We start from the raw sequence: 21,236 nt of genomic DNA on the forward strand, positions 1-21,236 counted from the left end.
GCATAAATCCCGCTCTCCCGGCGATTGCATGGTGATTCTGATCGGCGGTCGTGGTCTGGAACTGCTGGAATCGTCGTGGGTGATTCTATACCCGGTCGTCGTCAGGAAAGCCCATCTCTCGCCCCGCTACGCCTCGCGGAACCTCGGATGCATCCAATCGAGGCGTGTCTCATCCACAGCTGCACGGGCTTCCCTGGCGTGCGGGGACTCCAGGTCGATGACGCGCTCGGGTGGCCAGTTCAGTCCGTCACCGTCGAAGGTGAACTCGGCGATGGCGCAGTCGACCTCGTCGAAGACGAGGGCTCGTTCGGCGTCGTCGGCGATGCCAAGGAGCATCTGGTAGTTCTGGCCGACGTCAAGCAGTGATTCCGCGACGATCTTCCCGCTCCGGACGCTCCCGCAGGCGGCGATGCCGCCAGCAAGTTCGGTCACGGTCAGTTCTTCCTGTGACGAGCCGTGTTCGTCGATCCGGTTATCCTCTACTTGGCTCATATTCGAGGGAAGACAGGGAGGTATCAAAACTGCTGGAGGGTGGTTTCCGGAAAGACCGAAGAATTTGAAGGGGCTGATTCTGGGGTTTAGATAGTTCAACAGACGATTTCACGCTACTTCCGATAAGAGACCTATAACTCATGAAGGTCAATTATCACTGAGTCGGTCATACCTTGGTTCGCACACATCTTCTCTTGCCCGGAGGTCATCTCTTTATTGACGCCACTTCTAAGAGAATACTTGGTCGTCGGAGGTGTGTCATTTCCTCAAAGAATAAGTACTGAGAGCCTACACTATTCTCTAAGCGGGTATCCTTGAACAAATGAAAATTGGTCAATACCTGACGAACAAATTAGGTATATTGCCAACAGACGGGACAAAGAAGGTTAATCAAGTATCTGCAACCAAGGCGGCTGAAATAGGCCAATCAGAACTAAATTGGTGCAGTAAGGAAATGAACTATCTTAGTACAGATATTGCTTCTGGGGAAAAAAGAATTGTCGAAAAACGGGTTGAGCGTGTGCGTAAACAGCTGGAATATGTTGAACAACTTCTAGAATCTATTGAAGAAGAGGAAATTTAGATTTCTATAATATGTCTGAGAGAGAATTACCGAATAGCGTTGACCGTGAGGATCAGTTGCAGAAGATATTCGACTGTGTTCTGTCGGCTGAAGAGAAAGGCCATTTCCTTTCATTAGTCGGACCAGGGGGACATGGGAAAAGCAGTATATTGGAGGAAATTCGAACTGAGTTTGAAAACGACGATGACGTCTACATCCTAAATTTCCAATTCCATAGTGGCCTAACTAATATAGAGCACTTCTCAAGCGAATTCGAGGAGAAGTGGAGAGAGGAAGTTCCTCAGAGTGTAACACGGAGGATGACGGAACGCGCCGTCAAAATCTTACAGTCGCAAAAGCTGAAGAATGCAATAGATTACATCTCTACTGGTGGAGGAATCATATCTCCTAATCTCAGTCTATTATCGCTGAGCAAAAAAGCTCTTCCAGAGAAAAAAGATAAGAATCTCGCCCCAGCCTATTCTGATCTGTTAACCGAATTTTTGGACCAATTTCACCAGCTCAACCCCGATACTCGATTATTACTACTGTTTGATGAATACCATAAAATACCTGGGGAAAAGAAGGCAGAGTTTGACAGGCTATTCCATTCGATAGCCTCGGAAATGCCAAAGGGAATTGTAGGGATAGTTGCGTCACGAACCCGCGATCTGTGTGAAGGCTATGATTCTCCAATCGCAGAAATCCGTCTTGGTGAGTTCTCAGAACGTGAAGTTGAAATGTACTTGCAGGAAGCGGGCTTCTCACCTACAGAGGAGCAAATTAAAACAGTACATGAAACCACTTCAGGAAATCCATATTACCTGAAACGGTTTACTCAGACTGCCTATGAACATGGTCTCGCTGATGCGATAGATCGGCTTCCTGAAAGAGAGATTCGACGGTATCTTGACGACGCATTTCTCAACCAACTTGAAGAATCTCAGGAACAATTCCTTCGTGATATTTCCGTTTTAGATGAGTTCCGAGAGGACATCATTACACACCTTACTGGTGAGACAAGAGCACACATTCGGCGTCAGCTACGCTCCTTACATCGAAAATCTGTACTGGAGGGAATTGGGACGCATGAATCAGTATCTGTCTACCAACCCCACGATCTCCTACATCAGCATCTCAAAAACTCGCTAAGTCAGGAGAAGTTAAATCAACAGCATCGGACAGTTGCTAGCTTTTACTTAAATAAATTAGATCAGGATGTCCTCAATGACTCAGTGCAAAATTTCATTTGGGCACTCATGTTTGAAGAATCTCCTGAGAGCGGACCAATTGAATCATTTGCTGAAGCAACAGCGGAATGTTTCGCTGCAGGCTCAATGTTACATTTCCATCTTGAAGAAATCTCTTCAGACGATACAATAGAGGAGGAAATATATCAACTCCTTCAGGATCCAGATATAGATGAAAATAGAGTGTTGAACAACCTTAGAGTGTTTTATGCTGACAATGATGAGGTTGACTTAGAAAGTATAGATATTGGTGGTGGTGACTCTGATAAAAGCGAAATTGATGTGATTGATTTAGAAGCCTCAACTCCAGAAAAGCAGCTAATTGTTGAATTTGTTAGGTGTGTGAGAATTATTGAAGGCGACGGTGACGATATTGAGAAATACATTCAAACTCTCAAAGAGAGTAAAGAGAGAGTCAGAAAGATAAATAATAATGAAGAATTAAATATTGTCTCTGGATTAGTTTACCTATTTATATTATTCACACTGGAGGCCTGTTATGTTACTACTGAACAGAAAGATATGGTGAAGAAGACCACAAAGTGTCGCGAGAAGTTCATAAAGGATCACTTCGGATTAGATGATGGTGATCGGATTTTCACTAAGAATATGACGAAGGCGTTAACACAACGATTCAAAATGCCACGTGGTGAATCTGGTGAACTTCTTTCCGATGACCCAGAGAGTACAATTGAAAAGGCGGTGTTAGAACGTGGCGCCTTTGGAGGCATCCAAAGTGGTATGAATGAAGTTATTTTAGACCTCATACAAAGCTTCTATGAAACAAGGACATCAAACAAAGCGTTGTCCCATGATCGAAAGCTCATAGAAGATGCAATTCGAGAAATTGCAATCTACTTTAATCAGAATGATCATCCGTCCTTAGCAGCATTCATCCGAGACGCTGGAAAATTAATTACAGCATCATTAAGTTCTGACACCCCTAACAAGGACGAAATTATGACTAACTTTAAGAATACAGAGGCACATCAACAAATCCAACGAGTAATTACGGCAATTGATACGTAATCTAAATGTTTGAACTGTTAATTAACGATAAATTGCGATTGGAGAAACTGACACTTTTGGATACTTCACTGCAAGTCCGAATTGGGAACCAAGTTCGCCCGCAAAATTGAGGAATTTCCCAATCTCAACGTCTTCACCCTCCTCAATTTCACTCAATGACGCTTGTTCTTCCTCGTCTAGTTCAGACGTAATATTTTCTACACGCGCTAACATTGTACAATTCTCAATATCGTTCGATTGATATTTTGAAAGGAATTCAACAGGAGTTGTTTCAAGATTGTCTCGCTCTACTGTTGCCCAGAAGGTAAAATCATTATCTGATATTGGGGAAAGTTCCGTAATCAGCATTTGGCGGTATTCATTTGGTAGAACTGTTTTAAGCGCGTTGAATATTGGCTCTGCTGGTTTAAATTTCTGAAGTTCAAATTCACCGACCTCACTGAGTTCAGTTACCTCCGATGTGTCACCAGTAAGCTGCTTACGGACTGCTTCTGTCTGAAACTCCTCCAGTAGTTCTATCATATCAAAAAACCCATCCATTAACTCCACACTTGTATTGAAATCTGAGAAATTTAGTTCCCCAGATACTTTGATGATGTCTCCCTCTTCTACTTCATTTCTAAATCGGCTGGGTAGCGCAGACCCACCGCCAACGCCTTCCTTCATTAAATTCACATTGTGAAACCAGTCACCCTCAGCCTTCGCTAGCCACTGCTCAAGCAGATCGTAGTAATAGTGGTGCAGAGCTTTTGTTTCCTGAAGGCGTGAACCAGATGCAAACCCGGCATTAACTTCTGCACCAGTTTCTGCGCTAGGCCCGACTGACCCAAGAATATGTGCTTTAATACTACCGTATACTGACGTAGCAAGTTCTTCACTTTCTTCTTGCTCTTTAACCCGTTCTTGGATATAGCCCTGGTCAATGCGCGCAGATATTGATTTCACTCGGTCCATATCGAGGTAAACGAATCCAGGAACTCTCGTGTCAACAGTCGGTGTATCTTCCATATATAATGTGAATTTCACCTATCCATAAATTTGGGTGTCCGGAGTAAGGTTTCGGCGTGGTACCCCCTGGGGTTGCACGTTCCCAGATTCGCTCGACCGGATATGAACACTAGTAGCCAGCTGGACGTGTTCATATTCACGGTGCGTCCTCGAGGATTGCCCCGCGCGACCGCGCCGATCACGCCTGACCCACACGCCTCTTTATAAAGAATCCCCGTTCCAGTCACCGCAGCATACGACACCCCGTCGTGTTCACGGCCAATAAGTTAGCACATCGACACTCCACGGTCGGTACGCATCCGGACCGACGAAGGCAACGAGTGGCGCTACGCCGCTATCGTGCGCACGGCCAACTACTACGAGGTGAACAAGAGCAACGCGACCGCGTTCGTCTGCGACGACGTCGTCGCCCTCGTCGACGCCGCTCGTGAGGTCCTGGGGCTCGCGAATCTCACCCGGCACCAGCGAGAGGAGAGGGCGGTGACCACCGCGCGATCTTCTGATAGGTGCGCGCCGTCGCGTTCGAAGTCGACCACTTTGAAGCACCGCAGGGGCCGATTCCCCCGGCGAATCGAGAGTTTGTAGGCTGATGGAGAGCCCAGAAATCGCACGGTGTGAGTGTAGTTGCCAGGTTTAATGTAGATGCCTACGAAACTGAACCCGGGAATACGATGAGAGTCCGGTCTATCTGCTTTGCCGCCCTGATTGGCGTCGGAGTGGAAAAGGCCATAGCTGTTCCTGAAACCTATCTCGTACTCGGGGGAGCGTTCCTCGGAGGACTATCTCTCCTCGATGCGGTCGGGTACTCTCTTACAGCGGTATTCGACAACCCATCAGAGTAGCAAATACAGTCGTCAGTGCTGGCCAGGTGCGTGCACGCTCGCTGCGTGCCTTCGATTCATACAGAAAGCATTTATCCGAAAGTGATGATGGGTTGGCATGAACAGGCGCGGCCTGCTTGGTTGCGGAGCGGCTCTCCTCTCCGTCGCACTCGCTGGCTGCACCGGTTCACCACTGACCAGCGACGAAACCAGGACGACCCACTCCACTGCCGCTGGAGCGAACACGACGGGTTCTCCGACCGCCACCGCAACAGCGACGCGCGGCACGACGACAGGTACCCCGACGACAACGATACCGACGGGCGAGAACCACGAGAGCTACCTCCTGCAGAACCTCGGATCGGAAACGCGGAAACTGACCGTCACGGTCACTCCCCAGTCCGGCGAACAGAAGCCGCTCGTCGACGCGACCTACGAGATTCCCGGCAAGTACGTCCTGACGTTCCCCACTCTCCTCGAACACGGTCAGCGCTATCGCCTGGAGGCCACCGGCCCGACAGGGGCGTCGGAAACGACGACGATAACGGTCGAGGGATGTAGCGACAGCCAGTACGCTCCTGGCGGTGACCGCGACTACATCACGTCGGTCGGCGACGACGACGTCGGGCACGGTAGCTTGCCCTGCGACGTGGTACTGCGAAACGAGTTCACGATTAGCTGGCCCGACGAGTACAAAGTCTCAAACTGACGCTTCGAACCGATTCGGACCGGTCTCAGCAGCCCCGCATCCCCGACCTTGGAGGGCAAGAGTGATTTCCCCCGCCTGTGAACTCCGGAGCGTGACATCTCTTCGCGCCGACAGGCGGACCGTCCTCGGCGTCGCCGGGTCGGCTCTGGTCGGAGGGCTGTTCACCGTCGCGACCCACGGGACGACCGACGAGTCGGCGACGTCGAACGCCGCCTCGGCGACGTGGCCCATGGCGCGCTACGACGCCGCCGGCACGGGTCACGCGCCCGACATGGTCGGCCCCGCCGGCGACGTCGCCGTCCGGTGGAAGCGGGCGGCGTACGGCCACGTCGCCGACCCGCCGTCGCCGGTCCTCCACGACGGCCGACTGTACTACAGCGCCGCCGACCGGTTCCTCGTCGTCGACGCCGACGACGGCACGGTCCGTCACGAGATAGCGAACGGGACGTTCTACTCCCCGCCCTGCCTCCTCGCAGAGACCGCGTACGCGAACGAGACGCTCGCCGTCGCGGACCGGACCGGCCTCCTGGGGGTCAACCCGACCGGCGGCGTCGACCTGTTCGGCAGCAGCTACCGCTGGTCGAACCGGTGGCGGTACCCCGACCGCGAGCGCGACGCGCACGCCCCGCCGCCTCGCAGCCGACCGACCCCGCCGCCGGTCGTCGCGGACGACACGCTCGTCTACGCGGGCCAGATCGACGACGAGGACGCCGTCGTCGCGCTCGACCCCAGCAGCGCCGAGCGCCGCTGGCGGGCGGGGTCGTACCCCGACCCGCGGCGGCCGGTCGTCGCCGAGGACGCGGTCTTCGTCGTCTCCGGTCGCGGTCGCGTTCGCGCCCTCGACCTGAACGACGGCTCCGAACTGTGGCGGACGACGATCCGCGAGCCGACGGTGAACGCACCTGCCGTCGCGAACGGCCGCCTCTACCTCACCGACCGGTGGAACGTGTACGCCTTCGACACGACGACCGGAGCGCGGGTGTGGCGCCGCCCGACGGAGACGCCGGTGGGGACGCCGCCGGTCGTCGCCGGCCGCACCCTCTACGTCCAGACGGAACTGTCCGCCGGACCGCTGCTCGCGCTGGACGCGGCCACCGGCGAGACCCTGTGGACGGCCCCGTACGGGAACCGGAACTCCACGCCCGTGGTCGCCGGCGACACCCTCTACCTGCCGTCGCACTACGACCTCTATGCGCTCGACATCGCGACGGGTGCCGAGCGCTGGCGGTTCGAGGCCGCCGGATCTGTGTCGACGCCGGTGGTCGCCGACGGTCGGGTGTACGTCGCGGGCGGGAACGTCCTCTACGCACTGGAGGCACAGCCGTGACGGGCGTGTGGCCGTGGACCCTGGTCGGGACGTCGCTGCGGCGACTCCGCGAGCAGCCACTGCTCATCCTGCCGTTCGCGCTGGTCGGCCTCCTCTCGACGCTCGTGGACGCGCTCCGGTTCGCCGACCCGGTTCCGGTCAGGGTGCAGTCGTGGCCGCGCAGCGGACTCGTGTCCGTCGACGTCCTCGTCTTCCCCGGCGGGTCGCGGGCCGCCGGCGTCGCGCCCGGGGCGCTGCTCGGTCTGCCCACGGACTCCCTCGCCCGCCTCGTCGCGCTCTCGGCGGCGCCGCTCGCCGCCGGCGCCCTCGCGACAGGCGTCACCGTGACCGTGGCCCGGTACGGCGTGCCCCGCTCGTTGCGAGACGTGCCCTGGCTGGGACTCGGGCGACTGCTCGCGTACGCGGCCGGCCTGTACGCCGTCGCCACCCTGCTCGCCGTGCTCGCCGCGCTGCACCCGCTCGCCGGCGTCGCAGCGACCACGCTGCTCTTCGTGCTCGCCGCTCGGCTGTTCGTGGCCCCACCGCTCGTCGTCCTCGGCGGCGAGGACCCGCTCGCGGCCGCGTTCGAGAGCAACCGACGGACGCGCTCGAACGACGCCTCCCTCCTGGGGTTCGTCGTCCTCGCGGGGTTCGCGAGCCACGCGCTCGTCGGCGTCCCCCACGTCGGCACCATGCTGAGCGTGACGGTCGTCGGGTCGGTGTCCGCCGTCGCGACCGTGGTCGCCGACGAGCGGTGTTGACCCACGGCGTCGGGTCCCTGCTTTTTCTACCGTCCGGTCGAACCACCGCCATGACCGTCTGGGTGCTCGGCGACCAGTTGACGACGCGCGTCGGCCCGCTCGCGGACGCAGACGGGGACGAACGCGTGCTGATGATCGAGGCGCGCGCGTTCGCCCGCCGTCTCCCCTACCACCCGCAGAAATTGACGCTCGTCTTCAGCGCGATGCGGCACTTCCGCGACGAACTCCGCGAGCGCGGCTACGAGGTCGAGTACCGCCGGGCGGAGACGTTCGGCGACGCGCTCGCCGACCACTTCGACGACCACCCCGGCGACGTCCTCGCGCTGATGCGGCCCGCGAGCCACGGCGCCGGCGAGCGACTGCGCGAACTGGTCGACGAGGCCGGTGGCGACGTGGACCTCCTCGAGAACGACCTGTTTCTCCTCTCGCCCGACGAGTTCGACGACTGGGCCGGCGACCGCGACCGCCTCCGCCACGGGGACTTCTACCGGTTCGTCCGCCGGTCGACGGGGTACCTGATGGACGGCGACGACCCCGTCGGCGGCCAGTGGAACTACGACGAGCAGAACCGCGAGACGCCGCCGCCGAATCACGAGTTCCCCGACCCGCCGTCGTTCGAACCGGACGAGCAGACCCGCGCCGTGGCGGCGTGGGCCGACGAGACGTTCGAGACGTGGGGCGACCCGGAGGGGTTTAGCTGGCCGGTCACGCGGGCGGACGCCCACCGCGCCCTCGACGACTTCGTCGAACGCCGCCTCGCCGAGTTCGGCCCCTACCAGGACGCGATGGTCGCGGACTCGTGGGCGGGCAACCACGCGCTGCTCTCGCCCGCGCTCAACCTCGGCCTGCTGCACCCGCGCGAGGTCGTCGAGCGCGTCGTCGACGCGTACGACGCCGGCGACGCCCCGCTGAACAGCGTCGAGGGGGTCGTCCGGCAGGTGGTCGGGTGGCGGGAGTTCGTCCGGCACGTCTACCGCCGACGGATGCCCGCGATGTCGAGCGCGAACCTGCTGGACGCGACCCGCGACCTGCCGCCGCTCTACTACACCGGGGAGACCGACATGCGCTGTCTCGCCACCGTGGTCGACCGCGTCCGCGACAGGGGGTACAGCCATCACATCGAGCGCCTGATGGTGCTGTCGAACTTCGCGCTGCTGTACGGCGCGGACCCCCACGAACTCGACCGCTGGTTCCACTTCGCCTACGTGGACGCCTACCACTGGGTGACGACGCCGAACGTCGTCGGCATGGGGTCGTTCGCGACGGACGCCCTCTCGACGAAGCCCTACGCTGCGAGCGCCAACTACGTCGACCGCATGAGCGACTTCTGCGACGACTGTCGCTACGACCCGGACGAGACGACCGGCGACGACGCCTGCCCGTTCAACGCGCTCTACTGGGACTTCCTCGCCGAGAACGAGGACCGCCTCCGGGACGACTACCGGATGGGGCTGTCGTACCACAACCTCGACCGGAAGGACGACCTCGACGCCGTCCGCGAGCGCGCCGTCGACGTCCGGGACCGCGCCGCGGAGGAGGAGCTCTAGTCGAGGATTTCGCCGACCTCCGCCAGCGAGTCGAGCACGTAGTCCGGCCGGACGTCGGCGCGCTCGACGTCGGCGCGGGTCGCTACGCCAGTCAGTACCAGCGCCGTCGTCATCCCCGTCCGCTCGCCGAGCGCGACGTCGGTGTCGAGTCGGTCGCCGACGACGAGGCAGTGCTCTGGGTCGACGCCGAGTCGTTCCAGCGCGGCCGCCGCCGTCTCCGGGGCGGGCTTGCCGAGCACCCGCTCCGGTTCGCGCGACGCCACGCCGGCGATTGCGTCGATGATGGCACCCGACCCGGGGACGAGTCGCTCGCCCGTCGGGATGGTCAGGTCGGGGTCCGTGCCGACGAACGTTGCGCCCGCTTCGAGCGCCCAGAACGCCTGCGTGAGCCGGTCGTAGTCGAACTCGCGGTCGATGGAGGCGACGAGGACGTCCGCCGCCTCGGGGTCCTCCGTGAGCGCGAACCCCGCGTCGCGGAGCCGACCGCAGAGGTGGGGTTCGCCGACGACGAACAGGTCGCTGCCGGGGTGCTCGGTCGCGAGGTACTCCACCGTGACGACGTCGGCGGTGAGCACCTGCCAGGGGTCGACGGCGACGCCGTGGTCGCGCAGTCGGGCGACGTGGTGGTCTACCGGTCGCGTCGGGTTGTTCGAGCAGTAGAGGACGTCCAGGCCGGCCGCGCGCAGGGACCGTATCCCCTCGAGAGCGCCAGGCAGTCGCTCGTCGCCGCGGACGACGGTGCCGTCCACGTCCAGTATCGCACCGTGGAGTGACGTCATCGTCCGGACGGACGGCCGCGACGGTGTTGAATCCTCTTACCGGGTGACGAGGTTTATGCCCGTGCGGGCCGTCCCTGCGATGGAGGGGTTTCCACGTGAGCGAACAGCGGACGGAGCGAGCAGCGGTCGATGAGGAGGTCGAGGACCGGTCCGCCGAGCCGGCCCCGCAGCAGCGGCGGATCTCCGAGAAACAGGCACGGCGGCGGGAACGCGAGTCACAGGAGCGGGCGGACGAGGCGGCGGCCGAGGAGACGGTCCACCTGAAGGTGTTCCGGTACGACCCGGACGTGCCGGAGAAGGCGGAGCCGCGGTTCGACCACTTCCACGTGCCGTACAAGCGAGGGTTGACGGTGCTGGACGCGCTCATCTACGCGCGCGACCACTTCGACTCGTCGTTGACCGTCCGTCACTCCTGCCGGCAGGCCATCTGCGGTAGCGACGCGGTGTTCATCAACGGCCGACAGCGGCTCGCCTGCCAGACGCAGGTCGCCGACCTCGACGAACCGGTGATGGTCGAGCCGCTCCCCCACCAGGAGGTGGTGAAGGACCTCGTCGTGGACATGGAGCACTTCTACGACCAGATGAAGGCGGTCGACCCGTTCTTCAGTCCGGACGAGATTCCGGACGGCGAACTCGTCGAACAGCGCCAGAGCCGCGCGAACCGCGAGGAGATCAAGATGGCGACGCGCTGCATCTGGTGTGGCGCCTGCATGTCCTCGTGCAACATCGCGGCCGGGGACAACGAGTACCTCGGCCCGGCTGCCATCAACATGGCCTACCGGTTCGCGATGGACGAGCGGGAGGGCGTCGCTGCGACGGAACAGCGGATCGACGACATGGACCAGACGCACGGCGTGTGGCGCTGTCAGACGCAGTTCTCCTGCACGAACGTCTGTCCGAAGGACATCCCGTTGACCGAGCACATACAGAACCTCAAACGCGAGGCGGTCAAGCACAACCTCCGGTTCTGGTAGTCCGCTCGTCGTCGCCCGGCGTCGGTCGACCTCGCGTGCAGGGTGAATCAAAGCCCGGTCGAACGTCGGCGCGGTCGAGCGTCGGCGTCCCCGAACGGGTCCCCGTCGGTCGGTGCCGAACGTATCGAGTCGACGTCAGGTTTGGTCCCGGTCAGGTATTCGGTACGACACCATCCAACGCCGGAAAAATGACAGTTCGCCGAAAGGGATTACTCGTTGCTCCTCTACTAGCGGAGCGATGGTACAAATCGGAACCGACGTAGTGGCCTCCGTCCTGATGGGGACGCTGCTGCTGGTCGTCCTTTACTTCATCCTCAGCATCGAGGACTGGCGGTCGTACGCGCCGACAGTCGGGGGGACGGCGGGAGCGGAGGAACGGAGAACCGAGTACGTCGAGAAGCCGTCGGGGTGGATACGGTGGTTGACGACGGTCGACCACAAGGACATCGGCCTGCTGTACGGCGTCTACTCGCTCATCACGTTCACGTGGGGCGGGCTCTCCGTGCTGCTGATGCGAGTCGAACTGTTCGCGCCCGAGACCGACATTATGTCGGCGAACCTTTACAACGCGCTGTTGACGACCCACGGCATCACGATGCTGCTCCTCTTCGGGACGCCGATGATCGCGGCGTTCGGGAACTACTTCATCCCGCTGCTGATCGGGGCCGACGACATGGCGTTCCCGCGCATCAACGCCATCGCGTTCTGGATGCTGCCGCCGGCGGCGCTGCTCGTCTGGTCGGGCTTCTTCGTTCCGGCGTTCGCGCCCGCCGAGACGAGCTGGACGATGTACACGCCGCTGTCCATCGAGCAACCGAGCCCCGGCGTGGACATGATGCTCCTCGGGTTGCACCTGTCCGGGGTCGCGACGACGATGGGGGCGATCAACTTCATCGCCACCATCTTCACCGAACGCGACATCGAGTGGCCGCAGCTCGACCTGTTCTCGTGGACGCTGCTGACGCAGTCGGGCATCATCCTGTTCGCGTTCCCGCTGCTGGGGAGCGCGCTGCTGATGCTGCTGCTCGACCGCAACTTCGGCACCACGTTCTTCGCCGCCGAGGGCGGCGGACCCCTCCTCTGGCAACACCTGTTCTGGTTCTTCGGCCACCCGGAGGTGTACATCCTCATCCTCCCGCCGATGGGTATCGTCAGCCTGGTGCTGCCGCGGTTCTCCGGCCGCAAGCTGTTCGGCTACAAGTTCGTCGTCTACTCGACGCTGGCGATCGGCGTGCTGAGCTTCGGCGTCTGGGCCCACCACATGTTCGCCACCGGCATCGACCCGCGGGTGCGCGCCAGTTTCATGGCGGTGTCGCTGGCCATCGCCGTGCCGAGCGCAGTGAAGGTGTTCAACTGGATCACCACCATGTGGAACGGGAACATCAGGATGGCCGCGCCGATGCTGTTCTGTCTCGGTTTCCTGCAGAACTTCATCATCGGCGGGGTGACGGGCGTGTTCCTCGCCTCCATCCCCGTCGACCTCATCCTCCACGACACCTACTACGTCGTCGGGCACTTCCACTTCCTGGTCATGGGCGCCATCGCGGTCGCGCTCTTCTCCGCGTTCTACTACTGGTTCCCCATCTACGCGGGGCGGATGTACCAGACGCAACTCGCCCGCTGGCACTTCTGGCTGACCATGATCGGGACGAACGTGACGTTCTTCGCGCTGTTGCTGCTGGGCTACGGCGGCATGCCGCGGCGGTACGCGACCTACCTCCCGCAGTTCACCGACCTGCACCAGATCGCCACCATCGGCGCGCTCGTCATCGGCGTCGGGCAGCTCATCTTCGTCTGGAACATGGTCCAGTCCTGGTTCGAGGGACCGCTCGTCGAGGACCCCGACCCCTGGAACCTCGAGGAGGAAGACATGCTGTCGCCCGAGTGGCGCTGGTTCGCCCGGCGGCAGGAGACCGCGCTCGCCGACGGGGCGGGCGACGAGGCGGAGCCGTCCGAGTCGGGAGGTGACGACTGATGCCCCACTCCGTCTGGAACCGCGAGACGATACTCGACATCACGGTCAACATCGTCCCCCTGTTCATCCTGGGGTTCTTCATCGCCCTCTTCCTGATCACCTCTCCGTGGGGGTCCCAGCCGTTCTACGAGGCGATCAGCATCGGGTTGACGCTCATCCCGCTCGTCCTCCTCGGACTGCTGACGTACATCGCGGCGAAGTACCTCTGAGCGTCGGCTGGGACCACGGGACCTGGACCGCCGGCAGCGACTTGTCCGGTGGGTCCCTAGCCCCGCTCATGTACACCGGGAAGACCGAGCAGCCCTGCTGTCTCTGCGACGACCCGGACGCGCCGGTCCGCGTCGACCTGCCGCCGCGGGCCATCCCCGAGATGAAGTACGGCGGCGCAATCGCGTGGCGCGACGTCGTCGGCGAGGTGTCCATCCACTTCTGCGAGAGCGACTGGGCCGTCGTCCGCGACCTCGTGCTGGAGACGGGCATGAGTCCGCTCCCGCGGTGCAACGTCGCCCGCGCCTCCTTCGACCTCCGGGAGGACTTCGAGGCGATGCTGGACCGCACCCGCGACGAACCCGACCAGAGCCCCGTCGAGTCGCGGATGCGCGAGCGCAGCGACCGCGTGCGGGCCGAGTACGGCGGCGACTCTCTCCACACCGAGCGCGACCTCGTCGAGGCGACAGTCGTCAACTGGGTCCTCGACGGCGACGCGGGCACGTAGGTCTCCGCGTCCCAGTTCCGCCGCCCGTCCGAGTTCCGGACGGCAGCCCCCGTGCTGGTCCCGTCGACCGAGCGGTTCGTCCGGCGACACGTCGCCGCACCGCGACGTGTGCTAGCACTTATCTATCGACTGCGCGAAGTCGACAGTTGGGGGTGACAGTCGTGTCTCTGGCGACCGTTCCGCGGTACGACAGCACCAGGGCGTCGGAGTCGGACGGTCAGGCGGTCGTCGTCGGCGCAGGCATGGCCGGCCTGCTCGCGGCCCGCGTCCTCGCCGACGGGTTCGACGAGGTGACGGTCGTCGACCGCGACCCGCTCCCGGACGACCCCGTCGCCCGCCGTGGGGTGCCGCAGTCCCGGCACGTCCACGTCATGCTGACGGCCGCCCAGTCCACGCTGGACGACCTGCTGACCGGATACGGCGAGGAGTTGCTCGCTGCCGACGGGTTGCTCGTCGACGCCGCGCGCGACGTCAACTTCTTCATCGAGGGCGACTACCTCGCCGACGGCCCGCGACGCATCCCCCAGTACTGTGCCACGCGGCGACTGTACGAGTGGATCGCTCGTCGCCTCGTCGCCGACATCGACGGGGTCGAACTGCGACCCAGCTGCCTGTTCACGGAGTACCTCGCCGACGACGCGGCCACGGTCGTCGACGGCGTCGAGATCAGGAACGATGCGGGAGACGTGGAGAAACTCACCGCCGACCTGGTCGTCGACGCGACCGGTCGGACGAGTCGAACGCCGACCTGGCTGGAGACGCACGACTACGCACCGCCGCCCGTTGACGAGGTGTTCATCGACCTGGCGTACAGCACCACCTTGGTCGAGCGTCCCGCCGACGACCGCCGCTCGTTCGTCGTCACGCCCTCGTCGTCGTGTCCGCGCGGCGCCGGGATGCTCCCCGTCGAGGGCGGACGCTGGCTGGTGACCCTGTTCGGCGTCCACGGCGAGTACCCGCCGGCGGACCCGGCCGGGTTCGTCGAGTTCGCCGCGACCCTTCCCGTTCCCGACCCGCACCGACTGCTCGACGAGCACCGGTGGACCGCAGCGGACGTCGTCCACTACCGCTTCCCGACCAACGTCAGGCGCCGATACGAGGACCTGGACCGCTTCCCCGAGGGACTGGTCGTCGTCGGGGACGCGATCGCCAGTTTCAACCCCATCTACGCGCAGGGGATGTCGGTCGCCGCGCTCGAATCGCTGCTCCTCTACGACGTCCTCGCGTCGGGCGGCCGCGACGACGCGGGACGACGGTTCTTCGACCGGAGCGAGGCGGTCGTCGACGCCGCCTGGAACATGGCGGTGGGTTCGGACTTCCAGTTCCCACGGACGGCGGGTCCACGGCCTCGCGGAACGGCGCTGACGGGTCGCTACCTCGCCCGGCTGGCCCGCAGGGCGCACGCCGACGGCGTGCTCCGGGACGCCTTCTTCCGCGTGATGATGATGGAGGAGCATCCAGTAACGCTGTTCCGTCCCGGGGTCGCGTGGCGGGTGCTCGGGCCCGCCGGCGGGGCGCTCACCCCGTCGTGACCGTCGCGGTGTAGTTCTCGAACGACTGCGGCTTCGACCCCTGCCCGACCGCGTCGGTCGTCCCGTCGTCGAGGTCGACCACGACAGCCCGACCGCCGTAGCCGTGCGTCTCGTCGTGGCCCCTGACGACGACGTAGCGCGTCCCCGACGGAATCTCGACGGTGTCGGACCGCGTGAACCGTTGCGTTCCGTGTGCGTGCACCAGTTCGCGCCGGCCGAGCTGGTCGCCGGCGAGCGTCTCGACCTGCCACCAGTTCGCGTACCCCGGTTCGCCGTCGTCGTCGTGGAACAGCGTCACCGAGAACCGGTACGACTCCCCGTCGCCATCGTACTCGACACCGACGACGTTCGCCTCGCGGAGGTCCAGCGACTCCGCTGTCGGCGTGGTCGTGGTGGTCCCCGTCCCGGTCGCGTTTGTCGATTGCGTCGATTCCGTTCCCGCGTCGGCGTCGTCCGGCGACGCCGAACAGTCGGCCAGCGCGGCGAGCGTCGGCGCTCCGGCGACCGCGACGAACCGCCGCCGTGTGAGTTCTCTCGCCATGGTCGACTGCTTCGACCGGGGCGGGCTTCACTGCTGGGGGCAGCGGTAGCTGGTCGGGGAGCGTTCGAGGAGAAGACGGTAGGCCGTTACGCCGGTCGACCGGCGCGTCGTCCGCGACGTCGTCACGTTCGACCGCTCCGTCGGGGTGGGAGCGGTGGTACGGCCCGTCGACTGCGAGCGAGAGCGCACCGAGGTCGCGCAGGAACACGGCGAGTTCGACGACGCCGCCGAACACGGGCACCTGGGTGACCAGGGTTCGGGGCCGTCCGACGGGTTCCGATCCGACGCATCCGACGACCGCTATCGCTGTCGGCGGCCAATCCCGACTGTCGCGGCCACCGGCACCGAGATGAACCGGATTTACGTCTCCGTTGCTCGTGGGAACTCTCATGGACGGTGAGTTGAACGAGACAACCCTCTCGCCCGACGAGGCGTTCGCCGCGCTCGGGCACGACATCCGCGTCCAGATCCTGAAGACGCTCGCGACGGCCGACAGGGACGACCGGCCGATGTCGTTCTCCGACCTGCGCGAGCGTATCGGAACGGTCGACTCGGCGAAGTTCAACTACCACCTCGACACGCTGGTCGGCCACTTCGTCGAACGGACCGACGACGGGTACGACCTCCGGCGGGCCGGCGGTCGCGTGTCCGAAGCCATCCTCTCGGGAGCGGTGACCGACGACCCGGTGCTCGAACTGACCCGGATCGGCGAGGCGTGCCATCACTGCGGTCGCCAGATGGCGTTGACCTATCGCCAGGAACGGGTCGCGACGTACTGCGCGGAGTGTGGGGGCACGTTCGGCACGAGCACCCGACAGGAGGCGGAGAACGTCCCCGAAGAGTACGGCTTCCTCGGCTACCTTCGTCTCCCGCCCGCCGGGATGGCCGACCGGACGCCGACCGAGGTCCACGAAGCCGCCCACACGTGGAGCCTGTCGGAGCGACTGCTTGCTGCCACGGGGACGTGTCCGCGGTGCTCGGCGACGCTCGACGAGTGGCTCACCGTCTGCGAGGACCACCAGCTGGGCGACGGCGAGTGCGACGAGTGCACCAACAGATTCGCCGTCATGCACTCGGCCAGCTGTACGAACTGCATCTTCGACCAGCGCGTCGCGTGCGGCAGTGCCCTCCTCGACACGACGGAACTGCAGTCGTTTTTGACCGCTCACGACGTCAACCTCGTCTCACCGGAGTACGAGCGGTTCTCCTCGGTCATGCTGAACTACGAGGAGACCGTCGTCGAGACGGACCCGCTCGAGGCCCGTCTGACGTTCAGCGTCGACGGCGACGCGCTCAGCCTGACCGTCGACGAGGAACTGACAGTCCTCGACGCAGAGAGGCACGACGCTCGCTGACGGCCGCCGGTCCGTGCCCGCTCAGGCGTCGACCCACGCGAGCGGGACGCACCGCCCGTGGACGCTCTCGGGGACGGGTACCGTGCCCGCTCGCTCCCAGCCGTCGGGTCCGTGACGGAGGAGCGTCCCCCGGTGGGTCGCGGCCAGGACGCCGTCGTCGCGCGCACACCAGCCGACCGGCACCTCCTCCGGGGTCGGCGACCGGACCGCTTCGAGGGTTCGGCCGTCACGACACTCGAACAGCGCGTGGTCGCGGTCGTCCTCCCAGGACCCCGGGGGCGTCGGCGACCCGCCGGCGAAGATGACGCCGTCGTCGTCGAGCGACTCGCGGAAGTAGTCCTGCCGATGGGCAGCGTCCAGTCGCGTCCACGTCCGGCCGGCGTCGGTGGTCCGGTAGAGACCGCTGCCGGTCGCGGCGGTCATCGTCTCGCCGTCTTCCACGCAGACGTGGTGGACGTCGTCGGTGTGAGGGGCGTCGAAGCCCTCGATGCACCTGCTCGTCCAGGTGTCGCCGCCGTCGTCGCTGACGTAGACGCCGCCGACCTCGACGCCGGCCACGACGCGGTCCGGTTCTCCAGCAGGGACGTGGAGGTCCCGGACCTGCGCGACGTCGTCGTGGCGGTCGATTCCCCAGTCGTCGCGCTCCGCACCTCCCGGAACCCGTCGAGTTCGTGCCACTCCAGGGCCGGCCCGGGGCCACCGCTCACGTCGGCGACGTAGGCGTGTGCGGGCCGCGTCCCTGCGTAGAGTCGGCCGTCGTCGCTCGCGCCGACGGCGTAGACCTGCTCACGGGGGACACCGAGGTCCGTCCACTCGCCGCCGGCGGGGGAGTGGTACAGCCCCGTCTCCGTGGCTGCGAACACACCGTCGACCCCGTCGAAGGTCCGCACGCATAGCGTCCGCCCCGCCGACAGCACGCGCTCCACGTCGCTATCCGCGGCGGTGGTGACGTCCGCCACCCGAGACACCCCATCGTCGCTTCCGACGAGTAGCATACCTGTGGGAAGCGCCAGACTCCACAAAAGTCCTCGCTGAACCGGGTTTTTGTTGTCGATCCGGATGGAGTCGCCGTCGCCGCGCCCGGGCCGCCCGCGGACGCAAGCCACCGCGTGGTCGCCATGGCCCGCGCGCTTAACGGACTCGGGAGTGAACTGTCTCCATGGAACTCAGGGACGCGACGGACGCCGACGCCGAGCGAGTGCGCGAACTGGTCCGGTCGGCGATGACGACCTCGTACGCCCTCAGCCCCCAGCAGATCGACAGCATCGTCGACGAGGAGTTCGCGGACGACCAGCTGTCGGCGGCGATCGACGACGACACCGTCGTCATCGTCGCCGAGGACGACGAGGCGCCGACCGACGACGGGACACCGACCGTCGGCATCGCAGAGGGGACGCTGGACGACGACCGGGGGACCGTCCGATGGCTGTTCGTCGACCCGGAACACCGCGGGCGGGGCGTCGGGACGCGACTGTTCGACCGCGTCGCCGAGCGCCTTCGCGAGTCCGGCAGCGAACGGCTCCAGGCGACCGCGTTCCAGGCGAACACCGAAGGCGGGTCGTTCTTCGAGCGCCAGGGGTTCGAGCGAGTCGACGACCGGCGCGTCGACGTTGCCGACGAGTCGCTGGTCGAGTACGTCTACGTCGAGTCGTCCGCGAGCGGGCCGGAGCCGACCGACCGGACCGGCGAGGGCGAGACGTCCCAGACCGGAGCGGTGGGGGAGGAGACCACCGACTTCCCCGGCACCGAGATGCGCGACGGGACGCTGACCGCGCCGACCGACGACGGCGACCGGCTGTACGTCGACCGCGACGCTGCCGAGTCGGGGACGGAAGCCTCCTTCTTCGTCGCGTACTCCGATCCCGACTTCGAGGAGCGGTTCGGCTACTACTGCGGCAACTGCGGGTCGGTCGACGCGATGGTCGACGACGTGGGGCGCATCGAGTGCCGCGAGTGCCAGAACGTCCACGCCACGCGGTCGAGCGAGGAGTACGACGACTCGTACCTCTAAGTCGACGCGTCCCGCCACACGCGGTCACACCTGCGTCGACGCCTCGTCTTCTATCTCGGCGTGCGCCTGGGTGGTGAGTCGCTCGGAACAGTTCTGCTGCAACGCCTCGACCTCGTCTAGCAGTTCCTCGTGGTGGTGGACGACGTCGCTGCTGGTCACGATACCGCAGAGCTCGGCGTCGGTCGCGACCGGGAGGTGTTTCACGCCGTTGTCGTCCATCAGTTCGACGGCCTCCCGAACGGTCTCCGTCGGCAGGACGGTCACAACGGGGTGGCTCATCACCTTCGCGAGCGGCAGTTGGCTGAACGGGGCGTCCGTCACCACGCCCGCCTCCGCGACGTCCGACTTCGTGATGAGGCCGGTCGGCGACCCGTCGTTCGTGACGACGATGCTCCCGACGCCGTGATGGGGCATCCGACTCGCTGCCTGGCGCAGGCTCTCTCCGATGTCGATGGTGCTGACCGTCTCGGTCATCAACTCGTTCTCCTCCATCAGTCTCCGTGCCACTCTGGTGATATAAAGACAACCTGACGTTTCCAGTGTCTGAGAGCCTTGCGTCCGGTCGAACCACGACGATTCGCCGGCTATCTTGTAAGAGTAGCTTCTTATGCGTTCGGACGTCTTCCCGTCACCAGTACCGCTATCGGCGGTCGCCTGGCAGCGTTCGCTCCGTTACCTCCAGTCCTGGCTCCAGGAGTCGTTGGTCCGTCGTCGAACGCGTGCTACCGCGTTCGCCATCCGCTGGCTCACCGCCGGTAGGCCTATCCACGTCAGCGTCGAGTTCTGATCGAGTCATGTCCTCGAACGCGCCGGACGCACGCACGGGTGCCGAACCGGACGCGGCCAGCGAGGAGTCGTCGCGAGCCGTCGTCGACGTTCGGTCGCTAGCGAAGGGAGGAACGGGCGGGTTCGTCGCGACGGCGGTGATGACCGCGTTCCGGATGCCGATCACCGACTCGCTCCCGCCGACGGCGAACTTCTGGGCGACGTACGTCGGTGGTGGTCGGCCCGACGACTACGCCCTGCAGGGACTCGTCCTTCACCTGCTGTACGGCACCGTCGGCGGTGTCGTCTTCTCGGGCCTCGCTGGTCCGTGGATGGAGGGCCCCGACGTGACGAAGGAACGCCGGGGTGCGCTCGGCGGGTTCGCGTACGGACTCCTCCTGTCCATCGTCGGCGTTCGGGTCGTCCTGCAGAGCGTGCTCGGGATGGAACTCGACCCGGACGAACGCTGGGTGTTCCACGTGAGCCACGTCGTCTACGGGCTGACGCTCGGGACGTGGCTCGGGTCGAGGGACTGACGGGCGTCCGGGGACGTCATCCGTAGCGCGCCGAGACGACTCACCAGTCCGCCGGCCACGGGGTGGACTGCAGCGTTCACGTCGAGACCGGCATCCGCCTGTCATCCAGCCGGGGTGGCCAGAACGGGAATCCACCGACAGGCCCCGACTTCGGGAAAGGTGACACGTCGGTGCTGAGAGGCTGACGGTCGGCGAGCGCCGCCGCGAACACGTTCGCCCGGCGGAGCGAGGACGAACGCGGACGTCGTTGCCCGAACGGTCGACTTTTCCTCTCCGGCCCACGACGTTGCAGCGTACGCATGCCCGACGATGGCGACGATGCTCCACAGGTACCGATCCGCTGTGACGAGTGCGAGACCACGACCCGCGTCCCCCTGCCCGACGTCGCCGAGATGGTCGAGCGGCACAACGACCGACTCCACGACGGCGACGACGTCGCGGAGGTCGACCCCGAACTGAAAGACCGACTGGCGGACATCGTCGCGGAGGACCTTCGACTGCTGGAGGAGTAGCTTCCACGCCCGAACCAGTGGACCGTCCGGGTGCACCCGGACGTCGCCTGGAACTG

The 21,236-nt window shown here is 63.5% G+C and carries 23 protein-coding genes; 17 read left to right on the forward strand and 6 right to left on the reverse strand.

Annotated features, from left to right (window positions below):
* Nucleotides 1–126: 126 nt before the first annotated feature.
* Nucleotides 127–492, reverse strand: coding sequence for a hypothetical protein (locus tag NKT36_RS16650; RefSeq protein WP_327053510.1), 366 nt, complete (start codon nt 490–492; stop codon nt 127–129).
* Nucleotides 493–814: 322 nt separating this feature from the next.
* Here NKT36_RS16650 and NKT36_RS16655 point away from each other — a divergent pair, with 322 nt between their 5' ends.
* Together NKT36_RS16655 and NKT36_RS16660 are read left to right on the forward strand one after the other, a co-directional pair.
* Nucleotides 815–1,075: a hypothetical protein gene (locus tag NKT36_RS16655; protein WP_327053511.1), complete on the forward strand. Its 261-nt coding sequence runs from the start codon at nt 815–817 to the stop codon at nt 1,073–1,075.
* Between the two features lie 11 nt (nt 1,076–1,086).
* Nucleotides 1,087–3,333: an ATP-binding protein gene (locus NKT36_RS16660; RefSeq protein WP_327053512.1), complete on the forward strand. Its 2,247-nt coding sequence runs from the start codon at nt 1,087–1,089 to the stop codon at nt 3,331–3,333.
* Nucleotides 3,334–3,354: 21 nt separating this feature from the next.
* On the opposite strand, the gene NKT36_RS16665 is transcribed toward NKT36_RS16660, so the two are convergent.
* Complete coding sequence (locus NKT36_RS16665; protein ID WP_327053513.1) at nt 3,355–4,341, reverse strand: DUF6414 family protein; 987 nt, start codon at nt 4,339–4,341, stop codon at nt 3,355–3,357.
* A 297-nt stretch (nt 4,342–4,638) separates the two neighbouring features.
* On the opposite strand from NKT36_RS16665, the gene NKT36_RS19300 reads away from it, so the two are divergent.
* The 6 genes from NKT36_RS19300 (at nt 4,639) to NKT36_RS16690 (ending at nt 9,485) form a co-directional block, all read left to right on the forward strand.
* Complete coding sequence (locus NKT36_RS19300; RefSeq protein WP_456071259.1) at nt 4,639–4,926, forward strand: DUF7692 domain-containing protein; 288 nt, start codon at nt 4,639–4,641, stop codon at nt 4,924–4,926.
* Nucleotides 4,927–4,955: 29 nt separating this feature from the next.
* Nucleotides 4,956–5,183: a hypothetical protein gene (locus tag NKT36_RS16670; RefSeq protein ID WP_327053514.1), complete on the forward strand. Its 228-nt coding sequence runs from the start codon at nt 4,956–4,958 to the stop codon at nt 5,181–5,183.
* Between the two features lie 97 nt (nt 5,184–5,280).
* Nucleotides 5,281–5,871, forward strand: coding sequence for a hypothetical protein (locus NKT36_RS16675; RefSeq protein ID WP_327053515.1), 591 nt, complete (start codon nt 5,281–5,283; stop codon nt 5,869–5,871).
* A gap of 91 nt (nt 5,872–5,962) precedes the next feature.
* Nucleotides 5,963–7,198 carry an outer membrane protein assembly factor BamB family protein gene (locus tag NKT36_RS16680; protein WP_327053516.1) on the forward strand — a complete coding sequence of 412 codons (1,236 nt, stop codon included), beginning with the start codon at nt 5,963–5,965 and terminating at the stop codon, nt 7,196–7,198.
* The gene (locus NKT36_RS16685) at nt 7,195–7,938 is read left to right on the forward strand and encodes a hypothetical protein (protein ID WP_327053517.1); all 744 of its coding nucleotides are present in this window, start codon (nt 7,195–7,197) and stop codon (nt 7,936–7,938) included. Before NKT36_RS16680 ends, NKT36_RS16685 begins: the two co-directional genes overlap by 4 nt.
* A gap of 50 nt (nt 7,939–7,988) precedes the next feature.
* Complete coding sequence (locus NKT36_RS16690; RefSeq protein ID WP_327053518.1) at nt 7,989–9,485, forward strand: cryptochrome/photolyase family protein; 1,497 nt, start codon at nt 7,989–7,991, stop codon at nt 9,483–9,485.
* Here the strand turns inward: NKT36_RS16690 and NKT36_RS16695 are convergent.
* Nucleotides 9,482–10,264, reverse strand: coding sequence for an HAD-IIA family hydrolase (locus NKT36_RS16695; protein ID WP_327053519.1), 783 nt, complete (start codon nt 10,262–10,264; stop codon nt 9,482–9,484). The two genes, NKT36_RS16690 and NKT36_RS16695, sit on opposite strands and share 4 nt — an antisense overlap.
* Nucleotides 10,265–10,359: 95 nt before the next feature.
* Between NKT36_RS16695 and NKT36_RS16700 the strand changes: the two genes are divergently transcribed.
* The 5 genes from NKT36_RS16700 (at nt 10,360) to NKT36_RS16720 (ending at nt 15,460) form a co-directional block, all read left to right on the forward strand.
* Complete coding sequence (locus NKT36_RS16700) at nt 10,360–11,238, forward strand: succinate dehydrogenase/fumarate reductase iron-sulfur subunit (protein ID WP_327053520.1); 879 nt, start codon at nt 10,360–10,362, stop codon at nt 11,236–11,238.
* A 277-nt stretch (nt 11,239–11,515) separates the two neighbouring features.
* On the forward strand, nt 11,516–13,213 hold the full coding sequence (gene ctaD, locus NKT36_RS16705) for a cytochrome c oxidase subunit I (protein WP_327053829.1): 1,698 nt from the start codon (nt 11,516–11,518) through the stop codon (nt 13,211–13,213).
* Entirely contained in the window at nt 13,213–13,422 is a 210-nt protein-coding gene (locus tag NKT36_RS16710; protein WP_327053521.1) for a DUF6684 family protein, read from the forward strand. The genes ctaD and NKT36_RS16710 overlap by 1 nt, the downstream gene beginning before the upstream one ends.
* 68 nt (nt 13,423–13,490) lie before the next feature.
* Nucleotides 13,491–13,928: a hypothetical protein gene (locus NKT36_RS16715; protein WP_327053522.1), complete on the forward strand. Its 438-nt coding sequence runs from the start codon at nt 13,491–13,493 to the stop codon at nt 13,926–13,928.
* Nucleotides 13,929–14,080: 152 nt separating this feature from the next.
* Nucleotides 14,081–15,460: an NAD(P)/FAD-dependent oxidoreductase gene (locus NKT36_RS16720; protein WP_327053523.1), complete on the forward strand. Its 1,380-nt coding sequence runs from the start codon at nt 14,081–14,083 to the stop codon at nt 15,458–15,460.
* On the opposite strand, the gene NKT36_RS16725 is transcribed toward NKT36_RS16720, so the two are convergent.
* Nucleotides 15,447–16,001: a hypothetical protein gene (locus tag NKT36_RS16725; RefSeq protein WP_327053524.1), complete on the reverse strand. Its 555-nt coding sequence runs from the start codon at nt 15,999–16,001 to the stop codon at nt 15,447–15,449. The genes NKT36_RS16720 and NKT36_RS16725 overlap by 14 nt on opposite strands.
* Nucleotides 16,002–16,390: 389 nt before the next feature.
* Here NKT36_RS16725 and NKT36_RS16730 point away from each other — a divergent pair, with 389 nt between their 5' ends.
* Nucleotides 16,391–17,356 carry a winged helix-turn-helix domain-containing protein gene (locus NKT36_RS16730; RefSeq protein WP_327053525.1) on the forward strand — a complete coding sequence of 322 codons (966 nt, stop codon included), beginning with the start codon at nt 16,391–16,393 and terminating at the stop codon, nt 17,354–17,356.
* 21 nt (nt 17,357–17,377) lie between these two features.
* On the opposite strand, the gene NKT36_RS16735 is transcribed toward NKT36_RS16730, so the two are convergent.
* Nucleotides 17,378–18,034 carry a WD40/YVTN/BNR-like repeat-containing protein gene (locus NKT36_RS16735; protein WP_327053526.1) on the reverse strand — a complete coding sequence of 219 codons (657 nt, stop codon included), beginning with the start codon at nt 18,032–18,034 and terminating at the stop codon, nt 17,378–17,380.
* A gap of 481 nt (nt 18,035–18,515) precedes the next feature.
* Here NKT36_RS16735 and NKT36_RS16740 point away from each other — a divergent pair, with 481 nt between their 5' ends.
* Nucleotides 18,516–19,367 (forward strand): GNAT family N-acetyltransferase, encoded by an 852-nt coding sequence (locus NKT36_RS16740; RefSeq protein WP_327053527.1) that lies wholly within the window; start codon nt 18,516–18,518, stop codon nt 19,365–19,367.
* A gap of 24 nt (nt 19,368–19,391) precedes the next feature.
* Here NKT36_RS16740 and NKT36_RS16745 read toward each other — a convergent pair whose 3' ends face one another.
* Nucleotides 19,392–19,859 carry a CBS domain-containing protein gene (locus tag NKT36_RS16745; RefSeq protein ID WP_327053528.1) on the reverse strand — a complete coding sequence of 156 codons (468 nt, stop codon included), beginning with the start codon at nt 19,857–19,859 and terminating at the stop codon, nt 19,392–19,394.
* Between the two features lie 302 nt (nt 19,860–20,161).
* On the opposite strand from NKT36_RS16745, the gene NKT36_RS16750 reads away from it, so the two are divergent.
* Both NKT36_RS16750 and NKT36_RS16755 read left to right on the forward strand, forming a co-directional pair.
* Nucleotides 20,162–20,668 carry a hypothetical protein gene (locus NKT36_RS16750; protein WP_327053529.1) on the forward strand — a complete coding sequence of 169 codons (507 nt, stop codon included), beginning with the start codon at nt 20,162–20,164 and terminating at the stop codon, nt 20,666–20,668.
* A gap of 299 nt (nt 20,669–20,967) precedes the next feature.
* Nucleotides 20,968–21,180, forward strand: coding sequence for a hypothetical protein (locus tag NKT36_RS16755; RefSeq protein WP_327053530.1), 213 nt, complete (start codon nt 20,968–20,970; stop codon nt 21,178–21,180).
* Nucleotides 21,181–21,236: the final 56 nt, after the last annotated feature.

Source organism: Halomicrococcus gelatinilyticus, assembly GCA_024227995.1.
GTDB classification, from domain to species: domain Archaea; phylum Halobacteriota; class Halobacteria; order Halobacteriales; family Haladaptataceae; genus Halomicrococcus; species Halomicrococcus gelatinilyticus.